Source organism: Nitrospira sp. (genome assembly GCA_030692565.1).
GTDB lineage: Bacteria > Nitrospirota > Nitrospiria > Nitrospirales > Nitrospiraceae > Nitrospira_D.
Genome location: JAUYAO010000035.1, coordinates 27,831 through 45,988 on the forward strand (window position 1 = coordinate 27,831; position 18,158 = coordinate 45,988).

General features: G+C 58.1%; 15 protein-coding genes. 14 read left to right on the plus strand and 1 reads right to left on the minus strand.

Annotation, left to right across the window (positions count from 1 at the left end):
* Nucleotides 1-13: 13 nt before the first annotated feature.
* Entirely contained in the window at nt 14-538 is a 525-nt protein-coding gene (locus tag Q8N04_09090) for a hypothetical protein (protein ID MDP3090819.1), read from the minus strand.
* A gap of 181 nt (nt 539-719) precedes the next feature.
* Between Q8N04_09090 and Q8N04_09095 the strand changes: the two genes are divergently transcribed.
* The 14 genes from Q8N04_09095 (at nt 720) to Q8N04_09160 (ending at nt 17,914) form a co-directional block, all read left to right on the plus strand.
* The gene (locus Q8N04_09095) at nt 720-1,217 is read left to right on the plus strand and encodes a thiamine pyrophosphate-binding protein (GenBank protein ID MDP3090820.1); all 498 of its coding nucleotides are present in this window, start codon (nt 720-722) and stop codon (nt 1,215-1,217) included.
* Nucleotides 1,214-1,792, plus strand: coding sequence for a thiamine pyrophosphate-dependent enzyme (locus Q8N04_09100; GenBank protein MDP3090821.1), 579 nt, complete (start codon nt 1,214-1,216; stop codon nt 1,790-1,792). Before Q8N04_09095 ends, Q8N04_09100 begins: the two co-directional genes overlap by 4 nt.
* Nucleotides 1,793-1,880: 88 nt before the next feature.
* Nucleotides 1,881-2,963, plus strand: a complete 1,083-nt coding sequence (locus tag Q8N04_09105) for an alanine--glyoxylate aminotransferase family protein (protein ID MDP3090822.1) — start codon at nt 1,881-1,883, stop codon at nt 2,961-2,963.
* Entirely contained in the window at nt 2,960-3,679 is a 720-nt protein-coding gene (locus Q8N04_09110) for a phosphocholine cytidylyltransferase family protein (protein MDP3090823.1), read from the plus strand. Before Q8N04_09105 ends, Q8N04_09110 begins: the two co-directional genes overlap by 4 nt.
* 98 nt (nt 3,680-3,777) lie before the next feature.
* Complete coding sequence (locus Q8N04_09115) at nt 3,778-5,202, plus strand: CDP-alcohol phosphatidyltransferase family protein (GenBank protein ID MDP3090824.1); 1,425 nt, start codon at nt 3,778-3,780, stop codon at nt 5,200-5,202.
* A 261-nt stretch (nt 5,203-5,463) separates the two neighbouring features.
* The gene (locus Q8N04_09120) at nt 5,464-6,483 is read left to right on the plus strand and encodes a lysylphosphatidylglycerol synthase transmembrane domain-containing protein (protein MDP3090825.1); all 1,020 of its coding nucleotides are present in this window, start codon (nt 5,464-5,466) and stop codon (nt 6,481-6,483) included.
* A gap of 237 nt (nt 6,484-6,720) precedes the next feature.
* A complete protein-coding gene (locus Q8N04_09125) occupies nt 6,721-7,797 on the plus strand; it encodes a glycosyltransferase family 2 protein (GenBank protein MDP3090826.1) in 1,077 nt (358 codons plus the stop codon).
* The gene (locus Q8N04_09130; GenBank protein MDP3090827.1) at nt 7,794-9,635 is read left to right on the plus strand and encodes an NAD(P)/FAD-dependent oxidoreductase; all 1,842 of its coding nucleotides are present in this window, start codon (nt 7,794-7,796) and stop codon (nt 9,633-9,635) included. The genes Q8N04_09125 and Q8N04_09130 overlap by 4 nt, the downstream gene beginning before the upstream one ends.
* A gap of 29 nt (nt 9,636-9,664) precedes the next feature.
* Entirely contained in the window at nt 9,665-9,973 is a 309-nt protein-coding gene (locus tag Q8N04_09135; GenBank protein MDP3090828.1) for a hypothetical protein, read from the plus strand.
* A gap of 39 nt (nt 9,974-10,012) precedes the next feature.
* Complete coding sequence (locus Q8N04_09140) at nt 10,013-11,818, plus strand: hypothetical protein (protein ID MDP3090829.1); 1,806 nt, start codon at nt 10,013-10,015, stop codon at nt 11,816-11,818.
* On the plus strand, nt 11,805-13,430 hold the full coding sequence (locus Q8N04_09145) for a glycosyltransferase family 39 protein (GenBank protein MDP3090830.1): 1,626 nt from the start codon (nt 11,805-11,807) through the stop codon (nt 13,428-13,430). Before Q8N04_09140 ends, Q8N04_09145 begins: the two co-directional genes overlap by 14 nt.
* A complete protein-coding gene (locus Q8N04_09150; GenBank protein ID MDP3090831.1) occupies nt 13,427-14,599 on the plus strand; it encodes a glycosyltransferase family 2 protein in 1,173 nt (390 codons plus the stop codon). The genes Q8N04_09145 and Q8N04_09150 overlap by 4 nt, the downstream gene beginning before the upstream one ends.
* A gap of 153 nt (nt 14,600-14,752) precedes the next feature.
* Complete coding sequence (locus Q8N04_09155) at nt 14,753-16,336, plus strand: glycosyltransferase (GenBank protein ID MDP3090832.1); 1,584 nt, start codon at nt 14,753-14,755, stop codon at nt 16,334-16,336.
* Between the two features lie 3 nt (nt 16,337-16,339).
* Nucleotides 16,340-17,914, plus strand: coding sequence for a glycosyltransferase (locus tag Q8N04_09160; protein MDP3090833.1), 1,575 nt, complete (start codon nt 16,340-16,342; stop codon nt 17,912-17,914).
* The last annotated feature ends 244 nt before the right edge of the window (nt 17,915-18,158 follow it).

Below are 18,158 nucleotides of genomic sequence, written 5' to 3' on the forward strand. Positions count from 1 at the left end.
GTTTCAGATTCCCTTACTCAGCGGAGTCCGTAATATGGTCGTTGAATCGCGGCGCCAGTGTGCGGCTGTCGATGAAGATGAACCCGCGTTCGGTGTTGGCTTGATAGGTCACATTGATCTCGGTTTCCGGCCCACGCCAATTATATTGCTGATTCAGTCCCCGCGCCATCTGCCCGGGGATACGTTCCAACGGCCCGAATTGCGTTTCGAGGAATCGCATGACCTGGGCATGGATCTGCTCGCCCTGGTAGCGAATGGTGACGCGGGCGAACTGATCATCAACCGACAGGAGGAGAATGCTGGTCATTTCAGCCCCGGCGAAGGTGGCGGGGCCGGTCGTGGAACGATATTCGGTGATATGGGGGCCGGTCCGTGACGGGACTACATCTGTGCGTCCCTTCAGCACGCTCCCCCAGGCAAGATTCTGAAACCCTTTCGGATCGTTGATCATCGGGACGGCAGACACCGGCAACGTGTGCAGCACGCTGGAAACACAGACAAGCCCGAGGAGAAGACGCCGGAGCAAATGGTTACTCATGGTGTCGCGAACGATCCGAAACACGAGCCATTCTCGCACGCTACCATGGCGTCGGGGTCGGCGCAACCGGGATGTTTTGTTGAGAATGCGCGCAGCCCTGTCTTATAATGCGCCGGCTTTTAGAACGGGACTGTGCCCAGCGGGCTCAGCACAACGGCATCGACAAAGGATCGGGAGCGAGATGATTGAAAGTGATGCATTTGTTCAGGCCTTGCAGGATATAGGAGTCGACTTCTTTACCGGAGTCCCTGACTCGATCCTGGGCGGCATTATTGCGGAACTGATGGTGCGGCGGCTCTATACGCCGGCGGTGCGCGAAGACGAAGCGGTAGGAATGGCGGCCGGCGCCTATATGGCGGGGAAGATCCCTGCTGTGTTGATGCAGAATTCCGGGCTCGGCACCTCTCTCAATACGCTCATCTCGTTGAACATGATTTACCGGCAGCCCTGCATTCTGATCGTGTCCTGGCGCGGCCAAGGGGGCAAGGATGCTCCGGAGCATCTGGTGATGGGCGAGGTGATGCCGCAGTTTCTCGACACCATGAAGATTCCGCACCGGACGCTGACCGAGAAAACCGCCGTCGAAGATTTCAAGTGGGTGGCCGAGACCTTTATGAAGCAACGCATTCCCGTTGCGCTGGTGATTACCAAGGGTGTCGTGAAAGGGTTGCATCCATGAGACCTGAAGAAGGAACCCTGATCAGCCGGGCGCAGGCGTTGGCCGCGCTTCTCGAATTGCTGACCGACCAGCCCGTGATCATCTGCAACGGCTTCCCGTCACGCGAAGCGCACAAGATCGCCGACCGTCCGACTCATTTCTATATGATCGGGTCGATGGGAAATGCCCCGGCGATCGCACTGGGTGTGGCGTTGGCCAAGCCGAACAAACAAGTCATCACTTTCGACGGCGACGGCAACGTGCTGATGGGGATGGGGACCCTCGCCACGGTCGGCGCGTTGAAGCCGAAGAATTTCATTCATGTGGTGTTCGACAACGAAGTGTATGGCACCACCGGCAACCAGCCGACGATTTCGAACGTGGTGCCGCTGGAGAAGGTGGCCAAAGCGGCCGGCTATATGAATGTGGAGCGCGTGCTCGACCGCGAAGATCTCGTCTATGAATTCAAAGATATGCTGAAGAAGGACGGGCCGAGCATGTTGCTGATCAAGGTCAATGAGTTTGCCGAAGATGCCGGACGGGTGCTCCATGAGCCGCCGGACATCACGAAGCGGTTTATGAAAGCCATTGAGTAAGTAGGTAATGAGTGACAGGTGATAGGGTCAGACATTTCCGGACGTGCGTGTTACGCCTCCCGCGTCGCGCAGTACAAGGCTTCACACAATGATTCTCCTCAATCCAGGTCCGGTCAATGTGTCCGAGCGGGTGCGGCAGGCGTTGTTGCGGCCGGATATCTGCCATCGTGAATCCGAGTTCACCGAGTTGCTGCTCCGGATTCAAGGCAAACTGCTGAAGGCTTTTGTGCCCGGCGCGGAATCCGAGTATGCCGCCGTGCTCATCACCGGCTCAGGCACCGCGGCGGTCGAGTCCGCGCTGATGTCCGCCATCCCCCACGGCAAGCGGGTGCTGGTGCTGAATAACGGTGTGTACGGCGAGCGCTTGTCTCAGATGGTCGGCTTGCACCGGTTGGGTGTGTCTGAGCTTAAGTACGATTGGACCGCCAGGCCGGATCCTGAGCGTCTCCGGCTGGCCCTTCGGCAGCATCCTGAAGTCCATGCGGTGGCGATGGTCCATCATGAAACCACCACCGGTCTGATCAATCCGGTGAAAGAGATTGCCGACGTGGTCGACAGTCAGAACCGCGCCTTCATCCTCGATGCCGTCAGCGGGCTGGGCGGAGAAACCATCGATATCGCCGGGTCGCACATTTATATGGTGGCTGGCACGGCCGGCAAATGCATTCAGGGCTTTCCCGGCGTGTCGTTCGTCCTGGTACGCAAGGGGTTTCTTGAGCGGATGCGCCAGTATCCGAAACGGTCGTGGTATCTCCACCTCACACATTATGTCGACGATCAAGGCCGCGGCACGATTCCCTTCACGCCGGCGGTGCAGGTGTATTATGGTTTTGACGAAGCGCTGAGCGAGTTGCTGGAAGAGGGCGTGGCGAACCGGATTCTGCGCTACAAGAAGGCGTCGACTCTGATCCGCGCGCGCATGGCGAAGCTGGGGGTCAAGCCGATGCTGACGCCTGAGCGCCAGTCGAACACCATTACCGCTTACTCGCTCCCCGACGGCGTGACCTATGACCAGTTGCACGATCGCCTCAAGGCGCAGGGCTATGTCATCTATGCGGGGCAGGGACAATTGGAACACAAGATTTTCCGTGTGGCCAACATGGGCGCACTGACCGAGGCGCAGTTGACCGGATTTCTCGACGCCTTCGAACAGGCCTGTAAACCGGCATGAAGGCGATCATTCTGGCCGCAGGAGTCGGCAAGCGGCTGTGGCCCGTCACGCAGCATCACCCGAAGTGCCTCATCAAGATCGGCGAGCAGACTCTGCTGCACCGGTATCTGACGCTCTTGTCGAGTGTGGGGGTTCGTCAAGCCGACATTGTCGTCGGCTACAAGCAGGAAATGATCCGCGCCGCCGTCGAATCCGATGCCTGCGGCGTCCGGGTCAATTTTTTGGTGAACGAGCAGTTCCATCGGGGCAGCATCTCGTCTTTGTGGATCGCCAGGACTGCGTTCACCGACGACACGATTGTTATGGATGCGGATGTGCTCTTTCATCGGGAAATTTTACAGCGGCTGGTGAGTTCGCTTTACGAGAATGCGTTGCTGATGGATGAATCGGTGAAACAGACCGGCGAAGAATGTATGGTCGTGGTCGAAGGCGGGCGGGTGATCGCGCTGACGAAAACCATGCCGCCGCGGTATGAGTATGCCGGTGAAGGCGTGGGGTTTCTCAAGGTGCGGCATGCCGATTCGCCGCATCTCGTCGCGTCGCTCCGGAGATTTGTCGATCGGGAAGCCTGGCAGATGGAGTATGAAGACGCGCTGATCGGCTTTTTCCGCGACGTGAAGGTTGGCCATGAAAAGATCGGCGGCCTGCCGTGGACCGAGATCGATTTCCCCGACGATGTGACGAAAGCCGAGCGCGAGATCCTGCCGAGGCTGTGACGGACAGACGTCATTCGTCATGCGTCAATCGCAGTGAAGTTCAGAATGGCGTGTGTATCGGTTGACGAGTGACGATTGACCGTTGACGGGGTTCAGATATGAGTGAAAGTCTCATCCAGCATCGCGCGGAAGTTCAGGGACTGGCGACCGCCATTCTCTTGCCTTCCGTCAGTGTCTTCGGCGAATCCCCTGATCGTGTACCGGGCAGTGCCGGCCCTCTGACGCAGGTTGTGGGGATTGGGCTGTTTCAGCGCGCTGTGCTCACGCTGCAACGGGCCGGCATTCGGCAATTGATCGTGCTCGCCGGTCCGGAAGAAGACCAGCTCAAGCAGGCGTTAGGCCGGGGGCCGCGCGTGACGATTCCTGTGCGGTGGATGCCGATCAGGGAGTTTCCGCTCGACGATCCGCGCACCTGGGAGGCGATGGCGGCGGAAGTCACCGGGTTCTGTCTCGTCGCGAGCGCGCGAGGGATGTTCTCGCGGGCCTTGATCGAAAGTCTGCGCCGCGAGGTGCAGGAGGGACAGGCGATTCTGGTCGCGCACCCGGTTGCGCAGCGGGCAGCGGGAGATCGACGGGTTTCGGTCAAAGTGCAGGCCGAGCGGCTTCTCGCCCTCGGATCGTCCCGGGCCGAAGATGCGCCGCTGGTTGCGGCGGATTTGCTGGTCCTGCCGGCCAGCCTGATGGCCGCGGCGCAGGATACCCAAACACCTCCCGGCGCCCTGCCGATCAGGCGATGGCTTGAACGGGCGGCGATTGATGGACGGGTGAGGGTTCTGCGAACGGACGGGCATCCCTCCCAGTGGTACCAGGATGTGCGGACGCAGGCCGAGGTCCCGGCGGCTGAACGGAAGCTGTTCTCCTCGCTCAAGGGCGAGTTCGAGGGATTCGTCGATCGCTACTTCAATCGCAAGGTATCCCGCTGGTTCACTCGGTTCTTTCTGGCGGTGGGAGCCTCGCCTAATGCCATTACCATGGTGGCCACAATCGTGGGGATCCTGGCTGCCGTGGGATTCGGAATCGGGACCTATCAGGCGGCCGTCGTGGCGGCGTTGCTGTTTCAATTTGCGGCGGTGATCGATTGTTGCGATGGTGAAGTGGCCCGTCTCACGTTTACTGAGTCTGCGTTCGGCGCCTGGCTTGATATCGCGATGGACAACGTCGTGCATATGGCCATCTTCGCCGGGATTGCCGTGGGGGCGTACCAACAGACTGCCGGGCAGGCCGAGGCCTGGATTCCGCTCGCGTTGGGTGCGGCTGCCGTGCTCGGGAACGCCTCGTCCTTTGTGTTGGTGACTCGGGCCCAGAAGATCAAAGCGGCGAGCGGGTGGAAGGCGCCGGTCCATGCGGCCTGGTCCGAGTTCATGCTGAAGAATGTCGCCAGCCGTGATTTTTCGGTGATCGTCCTGATCGCGGCATTGTTGGGCAAGCTGGATTGGTTTCTCTGGATGGCCTCAGCCGGTTCCCTGGTGTTCACTGCGCTGATGCTGTGGGTGATTCGTCCGTCAGCAAGATCTCGTGCGTAGCGGGATGCTGAAAACTGCCCCCAGCTTCGTTCTCGGTTGCTCATTCCCCTCACTGTACGTAGGAGGCTACTTGAGGCAAAGTAACTCTCCGCTCGCATATGATCGAAGCGAGCGGCTCAAGCGAAGCTTGGTATGTACCTCTTCGGGGGCTGCGTATCCTGCGGCCTCGGACGCGGAGAAGGCGCGCCTCGGCGCGCCGAGGGAGGGGTGGGTGAGAACCGTCGACAGTTTTGAGCATCCCGAAGATAGGACTCGATCCACGTGCTGAGAGTCATCCTCCTGCTCGTCGGGTTCCTCACGCTCAGTCTCATCGTCTGGCACATCGGTCCCGGGAATATCTATGACGCCGCGACCAGGCTCGGGCCGGTGGCGTTGTGCGTGATCCTCATTCCCTCCCTCGTCATGTATGCCGTCGATGCCTATGGGTGGAAGGTCACGCTTGGTCAGGCCGGCCGGCCGGTCTCGTTTCTGCGGGTTTTTGCCGTTCGCACGGCCGGTGAAGTGGTGAACATGACGACGCCGACAGCCTATGTCGGCGGCGAGCCGCTCAAAGCGTACTTGCTGCAGAAGTCCGGCGTGCCGATAGTGGAAGGGTTGGCCTCCGTCGTCATTGCCAAGACGACCATGACCATCGCTCAGGTGTTGTTCATTCTCTTAGGAATTGCGTTGGGCTTCTGGATATTGGGCGCGCAGGGTTCGTCGGGGCAAATCGTGGCGGCAGGGTTGCTGAGCATCGGGCTGTTGGCCTTCGGAACCATGGCGTTTGTGTTCGTGCAACGGCGCGGCCTCTTTACCTGGATCCTGGAGACGCTGCGGAAGTTCGGTGTGCGGATCGGCTTTCTTGAAGCACGGGAAGACAAGCTGCGGGCGCTTGATCAGACGATTCTGAATTTCTATACCCGGCACCAGGCGGCGTTCTATGCGTCCACTGGTTTGTACTTCCTGGGGTGGTTGGCTGAGGCGCTGGAAGTGTTCGTCATCATCTACTTCCTCGGAGGCCCCGCCGATGTATGGTCGGCAATCTCGATCGGAGCCCTCTCCGGTTTCATCAAAGGCGGGACGTTCTTCATTCCCGGCAGCCTGGGTGCGCAGGATGGCGGCAATCTGCTGTTGCTCCAAGCCTTCGGCTATTCCGATGTCACAGGGATTACCTTTGCACTGCTGCGACGATTCCGCGAGTTGGTGTGGATCGGGATCGGGCTGCTGTGTCTCTCGCTGATGGGCAAGCAAGCAGGCGTTGCTCAGAAAGGTTCTTCCAAGGAAGCTTCGCGAGGGAATTGACGTGAGGGCGGAAAGTAACCAATTGTATTCCCGCTTCTCAGGCTGTGAAGCGGGGTAAGGGCCCTCCCTGGGAGCCGGTTTCTTCAGTACCAAAGGTGGGCTTGTTGTCTGGGCCTTCTTCCTCTACCCTTCGAGCTAACTTCTTAACGGGGCTCCTGACCGGCGGAGGGGCAAAACCCCGCAGTGTGTCACTGCGCATGTATCTCTGCGCGCTGAGCCAAAGGGGCCACCAGGATAATGAATGCCAGAGTATCAGCTTCGCCTTTAACCGTTGCGGTCATCGTGCCTGTCTACAACGGGGGCGAGCGATTTCATGCGAGCTTGAAATCGATCAGGCAGACGGTGCCTCCGCCGGATGAACTCATCGTAATCGGCGATGGGGATACCGACGGGTCCTCGCAGTACGCAGAGGCGGCCGGCGTGACCCTGTATCGCTTTCCCCAACCGGGAGGGCCCGGTCGCGCCAGGAATCTCGGCGCATCGAAGGCAACCTCGGATCTGCTCTTCTTCATCGATGCAGACGTAACCGTGCCTGAGAAGGCGATTGAGCAGGTAAGGGACATCTTTGCTCGGCATCCTGAGATAGCTGCCATGATCGGGTCCTATGACGATCAACCGGGGGAAGCGAATTTTCTTTCACAGTACAGGAATCTCCTGCACCATTACGTCCATCAGAATGGCCGGGAGGAGGCCTCAACGTTTTGGGGCGCCTGCGGGGCGATCCGGCGGGAGGTCTTTCTCGCGATGGGCGGATTCGATGAAACGTATCGCAAGCCCTCCATCGAAGATATTGAATTGGGCTACCGCCTCACACGAGCCGGTCACAGGATTCGGCTCTGTAAATCCATTCAGGTCAAACATTGGAAACGCTGGACGATCGGGTCGATGCTCCAGGCTGACTTTTTTCAGCGGGCCGTGCCATGGACACAGCTGATTCACCGGCATCAAGGCTTTGTGAACGATTTGAATATCGGCATCTCCGGGCGCGTGAGCGTGATGTTGGCAGCTGGACTTCTCGGCGCACTCATGCTGTCTCCCTGGCAGCCGCTTTTCTTGGTCGGGGCTGCCATGATGGGGGTGATGCTCTTTTCCCTCAATGCCCGGCTCTACCGGTTTTTCCTGGAGAAGCGAGGGCTCCGATTCGCTGCGCAAACCGTCCCGTGGCACTGGTTGTATTTTCTGTATAGCGGAGTCGCCTTCGCCGTCGGGACGGTGTGTTATTTCGCAAAGGGTGAAGGGGAGCTTAGGGGGCCTGCTTCCCTGGTCACGCAAGACGCACGACGCGCAAGATCACGAGTGGAGAAACGCGAATGAGCCAAGAGTCTTCTATTATCATCGGGGCAGGGCCGGCAGGGCTCACGGCCGCCTACGAGTTGGGCAAGCGGGGCATGACGTCTACCGTGCTCGAGGCGAGCGATCAGGTCGGGGGAATCTCGAAAACCGTCAACTATCGCGGGTATCGGTTTGATATCGGCGGACATCGATTCTTCTCCAAAGTCCCCCTTATCAATGAACTGTGGCACGAAATTCTCGGAGAGGAGTTCTTGCTGCGTCCGCGCATCTCCCGCATCTATTACAATCAACACTTCTTTGACTACCCTCTCAAACCGCTGAATGCGCTGGCCGGTCTCGGCCCGTTGGAATCGTTTCTGATCGGCCTCAGCTACATCAAGGCCAAGTTCTTCCACATCCAGGATGAGAAAACATTCGAGCAGTGGGTGTCCAACCGATTCGGGTATCGGCTGTACAGCATTTTCTTCAAGACCTACACAGAGAAGGTCTGGGGAATTCCGTGCCACGAGATCTCAGCGGACTGGGCGGCGCAACGCATCAAGAACCTCTCTCTGAAACAAGCCGTGCGGAATGCGCTGTTCGGAGCCAAACAGGGCATGGACGGGTCGACATTGACCTCTCTGATCGAGCAATTTCACTATCCCCGCTTTGGTCCGGGGTTGATGTGGGAACGGTGCCGCGGTTTGATCGAAAGTCAGGGCTCTCAGACGATCCAAGGCGTGAAAGTGGAACGTGTCAGGCATCGTCACGGTGTGGTTGACTGTGTTCAGGGGCAAGGCGCGGCCGGTGAGTCGCTGGAGTATGATGGTCGGCACTTCGTGTCGACCATGCCGCTACGGGAACTGGTGCAGGCCCTGGATCCTTTGCCGCCGGAGGATGTGCTCAAAGCCGCACAAGCTCTCCGTTACCGGGATTACCTGACGGTAGTACTGGTCATCGATCGCGAGTCCGTCTTCCCCGACAATTGGCTCTACGTGCATTCGCCGGAGGTCAAGCTCGGGCGGATTCAGAATTACAAAAACTGGAGTCCCTATATGGTACCGGACGCCTCACGGACCTCACTGGGATTGGAATATTTCTTGTGGGATACGGATGATATGTGGACGTGGTCGGATGAGCGCCTCATTGAACTGGGCATTCGCGAATGCGCGCAAATCGGCCTCATCGATCCGCGGGAAGTCAAAGACGGGACGGTCGTGCGGATGGAGAAGGCCTATCCGGTCTACGACCAGACGTATCAAGACAGTGTCGCCACGATCCGTCGCTATCTGGAGACCTTCTCGAATCTGCAGACCATCGGGCGAAACGGATTGCATCGCTATAACAATCAAGACCACTCCATGCTGACCGGTGTGTATGCGGCCGGGAACATTCTCGGTGGCAAGCGCGATGTCTGGGCAGTCAACACAGAAAAGGAATATCACGAAGAAGAACGAGCGACTCAGCCAAATGCCGGAGATCGGCTGGTGCCGACGCGAGTCTCCGTCTCGGTCGATGAGGCGGTAGGGGAAGCTGAAGACGTCGTGATCGAAGTCGCGTTTGCGAACATAGATCCGCTCGCCTTGGGGATAGCCGTCGGCGTGGTGAGCAGTTTCGGGATATTCATGGCCTCGGCCGTCTTGTTACTGAGAGGCGGGGCTGCGCCTGGTCCAAACTTGTCGTTGCTCGGGAACTACCTGTTCGGGTTTGAAGTCACGTGGGCAGGCGCGGTGATCGGGTTAGTCGAAGCAGGGCTGTTGGGGTTTGTAGTGGGGGCACTTGCGGCCGGACTCAGAAATTGGACGCTTACGGGCTACGCAAAATTCGTTCGGTGGCGCGCAGAGCGGGATGACCGGCGCCATCTTCTCGACAAGATGTAATCCATTTCAGAAGAAAGGCGGTGGCTGTGATGAAACCGCACGTGAAGCAGACAGAAGAAGTGAGCCATACTCTCGCGCAGATCAAGGCGGATGCGCTGGCGTTGGTTTGCGGGCTGATCGGGGGAGCGGGGCTCTTCACGATGACGGCGTGGCTGGTCATTAAAGATGGTCCTCAGGCGGGGCAGCATCTTCAGCTGCTTTCGAACTATTTTGTCGGGTATTCCGTGAGTTGGCCAGGTGCATTTGTCGGATTGCTATATGGAGCCATCACGGGAGGGGCGATCGGGTGGCTGGTTGGGCGGATTTACAATGCGGTGGTGGATGCCCGCAAGAAGTAGCGTGAACCAGGGCCTCTGGTGAAGCCAAGCGTGGAGAATATGTGGCATCCGTTGCGGCGGGAACTGAGTAAGGAGCGGCCGGTCTATGCGATCCTCGGATTGCTGGTCCTTGCCCTATGGCTCCCTCGCTTTCAGGGCCCGATCGATCTCCGATGGGATGGAGGCGTGTACTATGTGCTCGGGACGTCGCTCGCCGAGGGGAAGGGATACCGGCTGCTCAACGAGCCCGGCGAGATCCAGGCCAATCAGTACCCTCCGCTACTTCCGCTGATCATTGCTGCGCATCAGCTCGTCCTCGGGACGAGCGACCCGCTTGTCGTCGGCCCTTGGCTTCGACTCTGGTCCTTCGTCCTATTTGCGGCGTATATCATGGCAGTCCATTGGCTGCTCCGGCATTACCTCTCGAAGCATTATGCTTTTTGGGGGAGTGCGATCTGTCTGTTGAGTGTCCAGACGTACATGCTGTCAGACTTATGTTTCCCAGACGTACTTTTTGGTCTCTTGACGGTCGGATTCCTGCTCGTGCATCCGACTGAAGGGCGAATGCCCTCGAAATGGTTGGCGGGTGCGTTTGCCATTGTGGCGTTTGCGGCACGCACAGCAGGAATCGCGCTGCTTGCAACCTGGGTGGCTGAGGGCCTTTTGAAGAAGGAGTGGAAGACTGCTGTCATTCGGGCCGTGGTGTCATTAGTCCCTGTTGTCGCTTGGTTTTCCTATGTTCATATAGTTGAAACCAGCACGGAGTACGAGCATCCGGCCTATGCGTATCAGCGTGCCGATTACATGTTCTACAACGTGAGTTACGCAAGAAACGTTTCGCTTAATGACCCCTTTGATCCAGCGCTAGGGTATTCAACGGTTTTGGATCGGATCAATCGGGTCATCCAGAATGTGATGGTGGAGCCGAGATACATAGGGGAATCCGTGAGCTCAACGAAACGCCTGTGGGAAATAGAGTGGGAGACGATCTATAGGCTAACCGGAATGCATTTGGGGCCGTCCTGGATTGTTGACATCCCATTATTTGCGCTGGGGGGGCTTGTTCTTTTAGGGACTGGCATTCTTGCCGCCCAACGACACGTCATCATCCCGCTTTGTGTGGTGAGTTATCTATTGATGCTGTGCCTCACACCATGGCCAGGGCAATTTAGTCGATATCTGATTCCGATCGTCCCGTTGCTGGCACTGTCCTTATGCACCACCATCATGTGGCTGCTCTGTTGGCTTCGGCAAGGCCGTTCGGCAATATGGAAAGTGGTGAGCCGTACGGTTGTTTATTTGGTTGTTACCGGAGTCATTGGGCAACAAGTCATCACAGTTGGCGCGGTATATGCCATGAGGCATCAAGTCGTGCGCTATGACACTCGTCAAGGGAATACAGTCGCCTATCGTCTCTTTTTCTATATGGATGCTTTCCGCGCGTTAGATGCGGGTCTTGATTGGGTGATGGCGCATGCCAAGCGAAGTGACGTCATTGCCGTGTCGATGCCCCATTGGGTCTATCTTCGAACGGGGAACAAAACCGTGATGCCTCCGTTTGAATCGGACCCCATCAAGGCCGTGCAACTCTTGGAGTCAGTGCCGGTCACCTATCTGATTCTTGACGAGGGCTTGGCCATTGATAGCAAACGCTTTATGAAAAGTGTAGTCGAGGGTTTCCCTGATCGCTGGAAACGCGTCTACAGTGATGACGTCGTGACAGAAACCGGAGCGCGACATGAGCAGGCGTTCGAAATTTATGAGCACGTTCGTCCTGGCTCAGTCATCGTGCAGCCTGAGACGGGATTGCTGCCTCTCATGCCTGAGAACGCTCGCAGCGAAAAGGAGCGTCATGAAGTCGGCTGATATGATTGCGCCGGAAACGTCGCCGGTTTTCGTGAAAGCTTGGCAATGGGCCGAGGACTCTGCGGAAGCTTTTCGAGGGCTGTGCGACCGGCGCAGGATGTGGCTGTTGGCGGCGGTCTCGCTCGTGTATTTCACGGCGACAAGCCTGCTGGCCTCGCGCAAGCCCATGTGGAACGATGAACTGTTCACGTACTTTATCGCCCAGGCACCCACGCTCTCCGGTATCTGGTCCGCGCTCCTCACTGGGGCAGATCAGACGCCATTCCCGTTCTACGTGCTGACTCGCTGGTCGCTTGGCCTGTTCGGTATCAATGAATGGGCCCTGCGTTTGCCGGAAGTGATCGGGGTGTGGGTGGCGGGGCTCTGTCTCTTTCACATCGTTGCACGCCAAACTGAGGCATTGTATGGATTCGTCGCGATGGTATTTCTCTTTGTGACGGGCGCGAATTTGTACAGCTACGAAGCAAGGCCGTACGGATTGGTGTTGGCCTTTTCCTCCCTCGCCTGGCTGTGCTGGCTACAGGCAACGTCCGGTCGATCCCGGAAACTTTCCGTCCCGGGGCTTGCGGCGAGTCTGGCTGCCGCTGTGTGCAGCCACTACTATGCTGTATTTGTGTTTATTCCGCTCGGAGTCGGGGAGCTCGTGCGTTCAGCGGTTCGACGTCGTATAGATTGGCCGATCTGGTATGCAATGCTGGGCGCGTTATCCCCGTTGCTGTTCTTGGCGCCCCTCATTCAACAAGCGAGAACTTATTCCCAAGGGTTTTGGGCTCGGCCGAGTTTGCAGTCGCTCCCGGATGCCTATTCAGCCCTGCTCATGCCGACGCCCTTGCTGGCGCTGGCCGTCTTGATTCTAAGTGGGCTCTATTCCCTCTCGCTTTCAGGGAAGTTGCGCCCTCAGGCTGCCGCCAGTTACTCTCTTGCCCCTCTCCACGAAGGTGTGGTGGCCGCAGGGTTTGTCGCACTCCCGATCATCGCTGTACTGGCGACCATGCTGACGACTGGGGCATTCACGTTTCGGTATGCCTTGCCCGCTGTGCTTGGAGTCAGTGTGCTCGTGGCCGTGGCTATAGCGCGGCTCTTTCAAGGGCATGCTGTTGTGGGGGTCGCGATTCTTCTTTTGTCGTGCGCGGGATTCGGCCTGTTGTCCGCTCGCAACCTGCAAGGTGCGACGGAAGCGTCCTTTGGGAAAGTCTATGAGTTGATCGGACGTGAATCGATTACGAGTTTGCCCGTCGTGGTGTCCGATGCTCATTCGTTCATGATGTTGTCTCACTATGCTCCCCGTGAACTGTCGTCCCGACTGGTTTATCTGGCAGATCCTCAAGCATCGTTGCGGCATCTCGGGCATGACACGGTCGATCGAGGGATTTTGGATCTCAGGCCGTGGTTTGGTTTTCATATCGAAGACTTTTCTCGCTATCTTGAGGCGCACCCGAAGTTCTTTGTGTATCTGAACGGTGGGCGTCACGGGAATCTCACCTGGCTTCTCACAGAGCTGGTATCGGCACCAGTCGCGATTGAATTGCGCGCGAAGGTCGATGATCACTTGTTATTCCTTGTCAGGAGCAAGGCTATCTCGTCGGCCGTATCCTGGGAGTCTCAACCATGATCGGCACTTCTAAGGGTGAATCGCTTCCGTTGGTCTCCGTCGTACTCCCCTGCCTCAATGAGGAGGCAGCCATCGGTGCCTGTCTCCAGAAAATCCGGGACACGTTCGATAAGGCGCAGCTCGATGGCGAAATTGTGGTTTGTGACAATGGATCGACGGACCGATCTGTGGCGATTGCCGAGAGCATGGGCGCCCGAGTCGTGCATCAGCCGGAACGGGGATATGGGAATGCGTACTTGAAGGGGTTTGCGAGCGCCAAGGGCACGTACCTTGTGATGGGCGATGCCGATGATACCTATGACTTTACAATGATCCCCATCTTCCTCAATAAGCTACAAGAGGGCCACGATTTCGTGACCGGGAGTCGCTATCTCGAAGGGGGGCATGCCACGATTCCCTTTCTTCATCGATTCTTCGGGAATCCCTTGCTGACGAGAATTCTGAATGTGTTGTTCAAGACCGCCTACACCGATGTCTATTGCGGCTATCGCGCTTTTAGTCGACGGGCGTACGATCTGATCCAACCGGTCAGCCCCGGTATGGAGTTTAATCTCGAACTGGCCATCAATGCGGGCTTGGCCGGTTTGAAGACGGCTGAGTTGCCGATCCAGCTGGCTGAGCGAAAAGGGGAGTCGAAGCTGCGGACCTTTCGAGACGGCTGGCGAAGTCTCCGTATGATGTTGATTTATTGTCCCAACAAGGTGTTCTTCCTCCCGGGCCTCCTGTCGCTGGCGCTTGGGGTTGCCGCGCATGTTGTCTCCCTGGCCGGTCTCATCCAGTTCAACGGGAAGCCCCTCGGGACCGCGACAGGAATTTTTGGCACGATCTTCAGCGTGGTGGGATTTCAAGTCGTGAGTTTGGGCCTGCACGCCAAGACCTATTCATGGAGTCGTCGCTTCGACAGAAACAATAAGGGACTCGGTGCGTTCTACGACTGGTTTCGCCTTGAGACCGGGCTCTTGCTCGGCGGGGGCATCCTGCTCATCGGGATGGCGCTCCTCGCCTTCCTGGTATGGGAGTGGATACAGTCAGGATTTTTGCCGCTCTCGCGTCCCGAATGGGTATCGCTGGGCGCCACTCTCATCATTATAGGAGGGGGGACGATGTTTTCTTCCCTCTTCATCTCAGCGATGTCCATGAAAAAAACGGAACAGGTCACAACGAAGTAGCAGCGCATGAACGACCTGGTCGAGCGGTCTCATGGGGTTTGAGTTCGTAATGTTTCTCGACAGCCGGGCCACGCATGTGATCGGGGGCGTTAAGATGGGTTGCGCGAAATGATCCCAGCACGGGACATTCGCTTACGTCAAGGAGGAGCAAGAGTGGGAATCACAGGCCAATCGCTTCTCCAGACTCTCGCCATTCGTGAAAAGACACGGGATGAGTATTTTGCGAAACGGGATCCGATCGCGGAGGATCGGCTCCGGTGGCGCGCACAGTCCTTCCGGCATCTGGTTCATCTCCTGCCTGGGCAAACCATCCTTGAATTGGGATGCGGCCAGGGCCTCTTTACGCGGCAGCTCGTACAGGTGACCCACGGTAGAAATCCCCTCACTGCGGTGACATTCGGGTCCTCCTCCGAGAAGCCGGTGGACTGGCCAGGATCGACGGAGTTGATCGGGGCCGAGTCTTTCCCTGGGATGCTGGGAGCTCGTCGATTCGATTTTGTCGTTGCGATGGATATCCTCGACCAACGCAACTGTGCTGCCCTGCTGCAAGAGGTGTACGGGCTGTTAAAGCCCGGCGGGCAGGTGGTGTTTTACGAAAGCAACCCATGGAATGTGGTGTTGAAACTTCGACGCCTCTTTGCCACGCTGCGTGGTCGGTCCGATCCTCGCTCCCTGTTGAGCCGGGGACGATTGTATGAACTTATCTCTGAAGTAGGCTTTATTCGAGTCTTTGCCGTCTTCAACGATTTCGTCTTTGCGCCCCTCTCCCCACGGCTTGTCTGGTTCTTTCGCAATCTTTCGATCATTCTGGAAAATGCGCCGGGCATTCGTACGCTCGCGGGATCGATTCTGGTCCATGCTCAAAAGCCGCCCCGTGTGGTTGAGCGACCGGCGGTGTCGCTGGCCGAGCATCAGGCGCTTCGGCGATCGGTCTCGGTGGTCGTGCCCTGCTTCAACGAAGAGATGAATGTCGAGCCGCTTGTGGCGGGGCTGTGCCGTCATTATGACGACTACCTGCAGGAAATCATCCTCGTCGACGACAACAGTAAGGATGAAACGGCCGCGGTCATCAAGCGGATGGCGGCCGTCGACGGCCGGATACGGCTGGTTTCGCGGGCAGGTCCGAACGGAGTCGGCCGGGCCTTATCCGATGGTTACCGGGCGGCCACGGGACGCTACGTCCTCACCATGGATTGCGATTTTCAACATCTGTTGCCGGAAATAGCGGATCTGTTCGATGAGGCTGTGAAAGGGTATGACGTGGTCGTCGGGAGCCGATTCTCCCGACATAGTGTCCTGCTGAACTATCCATTCGGGAAGATCGTCGCCAACCGGGGGTTTCATCTGATCGCGCAGGTTCTCTTGCTCCGCCGTTTCCGCGACCTCACCAATAATCTGAAGCTGCTTCGCCGCGAAGTCGTGGAGCAGCTCTGCCTTGTGGAGCCCTGGTTCGCGGTGAATGCGGAGACTGGGTTGCAACCTCTGCTGATGGGCTATCAGGTGAAGGAGGTTCCGATTTCCTGGATCAATCGCACGCCGGATATGGGCATGTCCTCGTTCAAGCTGGCCCAGGTGGGATGGGGCTATTGGAGGGTCCTGGGCCGTCTGTGGCTGCGTACCGTGTGTGGCGTGGGGGCCTATCGCGGCCTCGTGGTTCGGGCAGGAGCGCGCCAGACCTGGCGGAGCACCGATGCGGATCAGCTCCGCCCGTTCGGTGAAAACGAGAGAGGCAGATAGAATATGGTGCGGTCTGACGTAAGCAGTCTCCCGACCAGAGTGGTAAGCGACCACGTTCTCCAGCCGGGAGACCGTTTCGTCTACTGGCTGTTGACGGGGTCGGGAGCGGCTGCCATCGCAGCGTTTCTCTTTCTCTGGTTCCAACTCCAGGCCTGGGGAGAACATCCTTTTGTCATGACGGTCTGCTCCGGGCTCCTCGCGGTGCTTCTCCTCAACCATCTCGGACGATGGCTGATTCTTCCCAGCATGAAGCGGCCAAGAGCTGTCTTGCCGAGACCGGGCTGGAAGGTTGCGGTCGTGACCACATATGTGCCGGGGATTGAGCCATTGGATTTGCTGGAACAGACCCTGAAGGCCTTGGTGAACCTCGATTATCCTCACGACACGTGGGTCCTGGATGAGGGAGATGACGAGCGGGTTAAGCAGGTCTGCGCCGCGCTGGGCGTCCATCATTTCAGCCGCAAGTCGTTCCCGCGCTATCAGGCCGAGGTCGGCATGTTTCGGAAAGCCTCCAAGCACGGAAACTATAATGCCTGGCTCCATGCGATCGGATTCGATCGATACGAGATCTTGACGGCCTTTGATCCCGATCACGTGCCCGATCGTGGGTATCTCGCCAAAGTTCTCGGGTATTTCGATGATGCAAGAGTGGGATATGTGCAGGCTCCGCAGGTGTATGGCAATCAAGAGGCGAGCTTTATCGCCAGAGGGGCGGCTGAAGAAACCTATGAGTTCTACTCGCTCGTGCAAATGGCCTGTCATGGGAAAGGGTTCCCGCTCATCATCGGGTGCCACGCCACACACCGTCTCAGCGCGTTGCGCGAGTGCGGCGGGTTCGCGGCGCACGATGCCGACGATCTGCTGTTGACGCTCCTGTACCAGAATCGTGAGTGGGAAGGCGTCTATGTTCCCGAGGTATTGGCCCGAGGGCTGGCTCCGGCGGACTGGCCGGCGTACCTCAATCAGCAACGGCGGTGGACCCGTTCTGTCCTCGATGTGAAGCTACGAATCGGGCCTGCCGTGGCCAGGAACCTCTCGCCGGCTTCCGCATTGTTGAACGCCTTGCACGGATTGAACTATGTCCATAGGAGCATGGTGATTCCTATTGCGATGATGCTAGTGGCGTTCATGCTGGTATCCGGGAGCATTCCCGCTGTGGCCACCACCGAAGCGCTGGTCAGGGGCGGGTTCATGGTTGTTACGTTGGGGGTCTGGGAGCGCTATCGACAGCGGTTCTACTTGAATAGGAAATCAGAGCAGGGGATTCATTGGCGAGCCGGCCTCCTGCAATTCGCGAAATGGCCGTATCAATTGGCGGCCGTTACCGACGTCTTGGTCAATCGCCAGTTCCCTTTTATCACGACTCCCAAAACGACGTCCCCTGCGCGTGCCTCCTTCGCGCTATGGCCGCACTTTATTTCCCTGGGCATAGTGGGATTGGCGTGGGTGCTTGGGCTGAGCTTGCATGGAACCCTTCCGCTCCCAGTCCAGTTGTGCGCGATGGGGCTTGCGGTCCTCACCGTGGGTCTGATGGCCACTGAGTGGAGCGGGGTCTTGAGACGCCGCGTGAGTCGGTAACTGATACGTCAAGACCCAGTCATCTGGTTAGCCGCGTGCTTCGGATTCACCCTGGTGCCTATCAGGACTGCTCGCATAGATGCCCGAGGCAACAAAGATGGGCGGGCTAGGAGCCTGTCCGAGTAATGTGCATTTTGGACTGGACAGGCAGCGGGCATTGTGGTTTCTAGGCGGCATGGCTAAAACATTCAAATCCTGGGACGTCGATCAGCCGGTACTGCTCCCTCCGTCCGTGCAGGAGCTG

What these genes read in the sequence shown, in the direction of transcription:
- Q8N04_09090 (MDP3090819.1), bottom strand. Translation starts at nt 538, where the DNA reads ATGAGTAACCATTTGCTCCGGCGTCTTCTCCTCGGGCTTGTCTGTGTT.
- Q8N04_09095 (MDP3090820.1), top strand. Translation starts at nt 720, where the DNA reads ATGATTGAAAGTGATGCATTTGTTCAGGCCTTGCAGGATATAGGAGTC.
- Q8N04_09100 (MDP3090821.1), top strand. Translation starts at nt 1,214, where the DNA reads ATGAGACCTGAAGAAGGAACCCTGATCAGCCGGGCGCAGGCGTTGGCC.
- Q8N04_09105 (MDP3090822.1), top strand. Translation starts at nt 1,881, where the DNA reads ATGATTCTCCTCAATCCAGGTCCGGTCAATGTGTCCGAGCGGGTGCGG.
- Q8N04_09110 (MDP3090823.1), top strand. Translation starts at nt 2,960, where the DNA reads ATGAAGGCGATCATTCTGGCCGCAGGAGTCGGCAAGCGGCTGTGGCCC.
- Q8N04_09115 (MDP3090824.1), top strand. Translation starts at nt 3,778, where the DNA reads ATGAGTGAAAGTCTCATCCAGCATCGCGCGGAAGTTCAGGGACTGGCG.
- Q8N04_09125 (MDP3090826.1), top strand. Translation starts at nt 6,721, where the DNA reads ATGAATGCCAGAGTATCAGCTTCGCCTTTAACCGTTGCGGTCATCGTG.
- Q8N04_09130 (MDP3090827.1), top strand. Translation starts at nt 7,794, where the DNA reads ATGAGCCAAGAGTCTTCTATTATCATCGGGGCAGGGCCGGCAGGGCTC.
- Q8N04_09135 (MDP3090828.1), top strand. Translation starts at nt 9,665, where the DNA reads ATGAAACCGCACGTGAAGCAGACAGAAGAAGTGAGCCATACTCTCGCG.
- Q8N04_09140 (MDP3090829.1), top strand. Translation starts at nt 10,013, where the DNA reads ATGTGGCATCCGTTGCGGCGGGAACTGAGTAAGGAGCGGCCGGTCTAT.
- Q8N04_09145 (MDP3090830.1), top strand. Translation starts at nt 11,805, where the DNA reads ATGAAGTCGGCTGATATGATTGCGCCGGAAACGTCGCCGGTTTTCGTG.
- Q8N04_09150 (MDP3090831.1), top strand. Translation starts at nt 13,427, where the DNA reads ATGATCGGCACTTCTAAGGGTGAATCGCTTCCGTTGGTCTCCGTCGTA.
- Q8N04_09160 (MDP3090833.1), top strand. Translation starts at nt 16,340, where the DNA reads ATGGTGCGGTCTGACGTAAGCAGTCTCCCGACCAGAGTGGTAAGCGAC.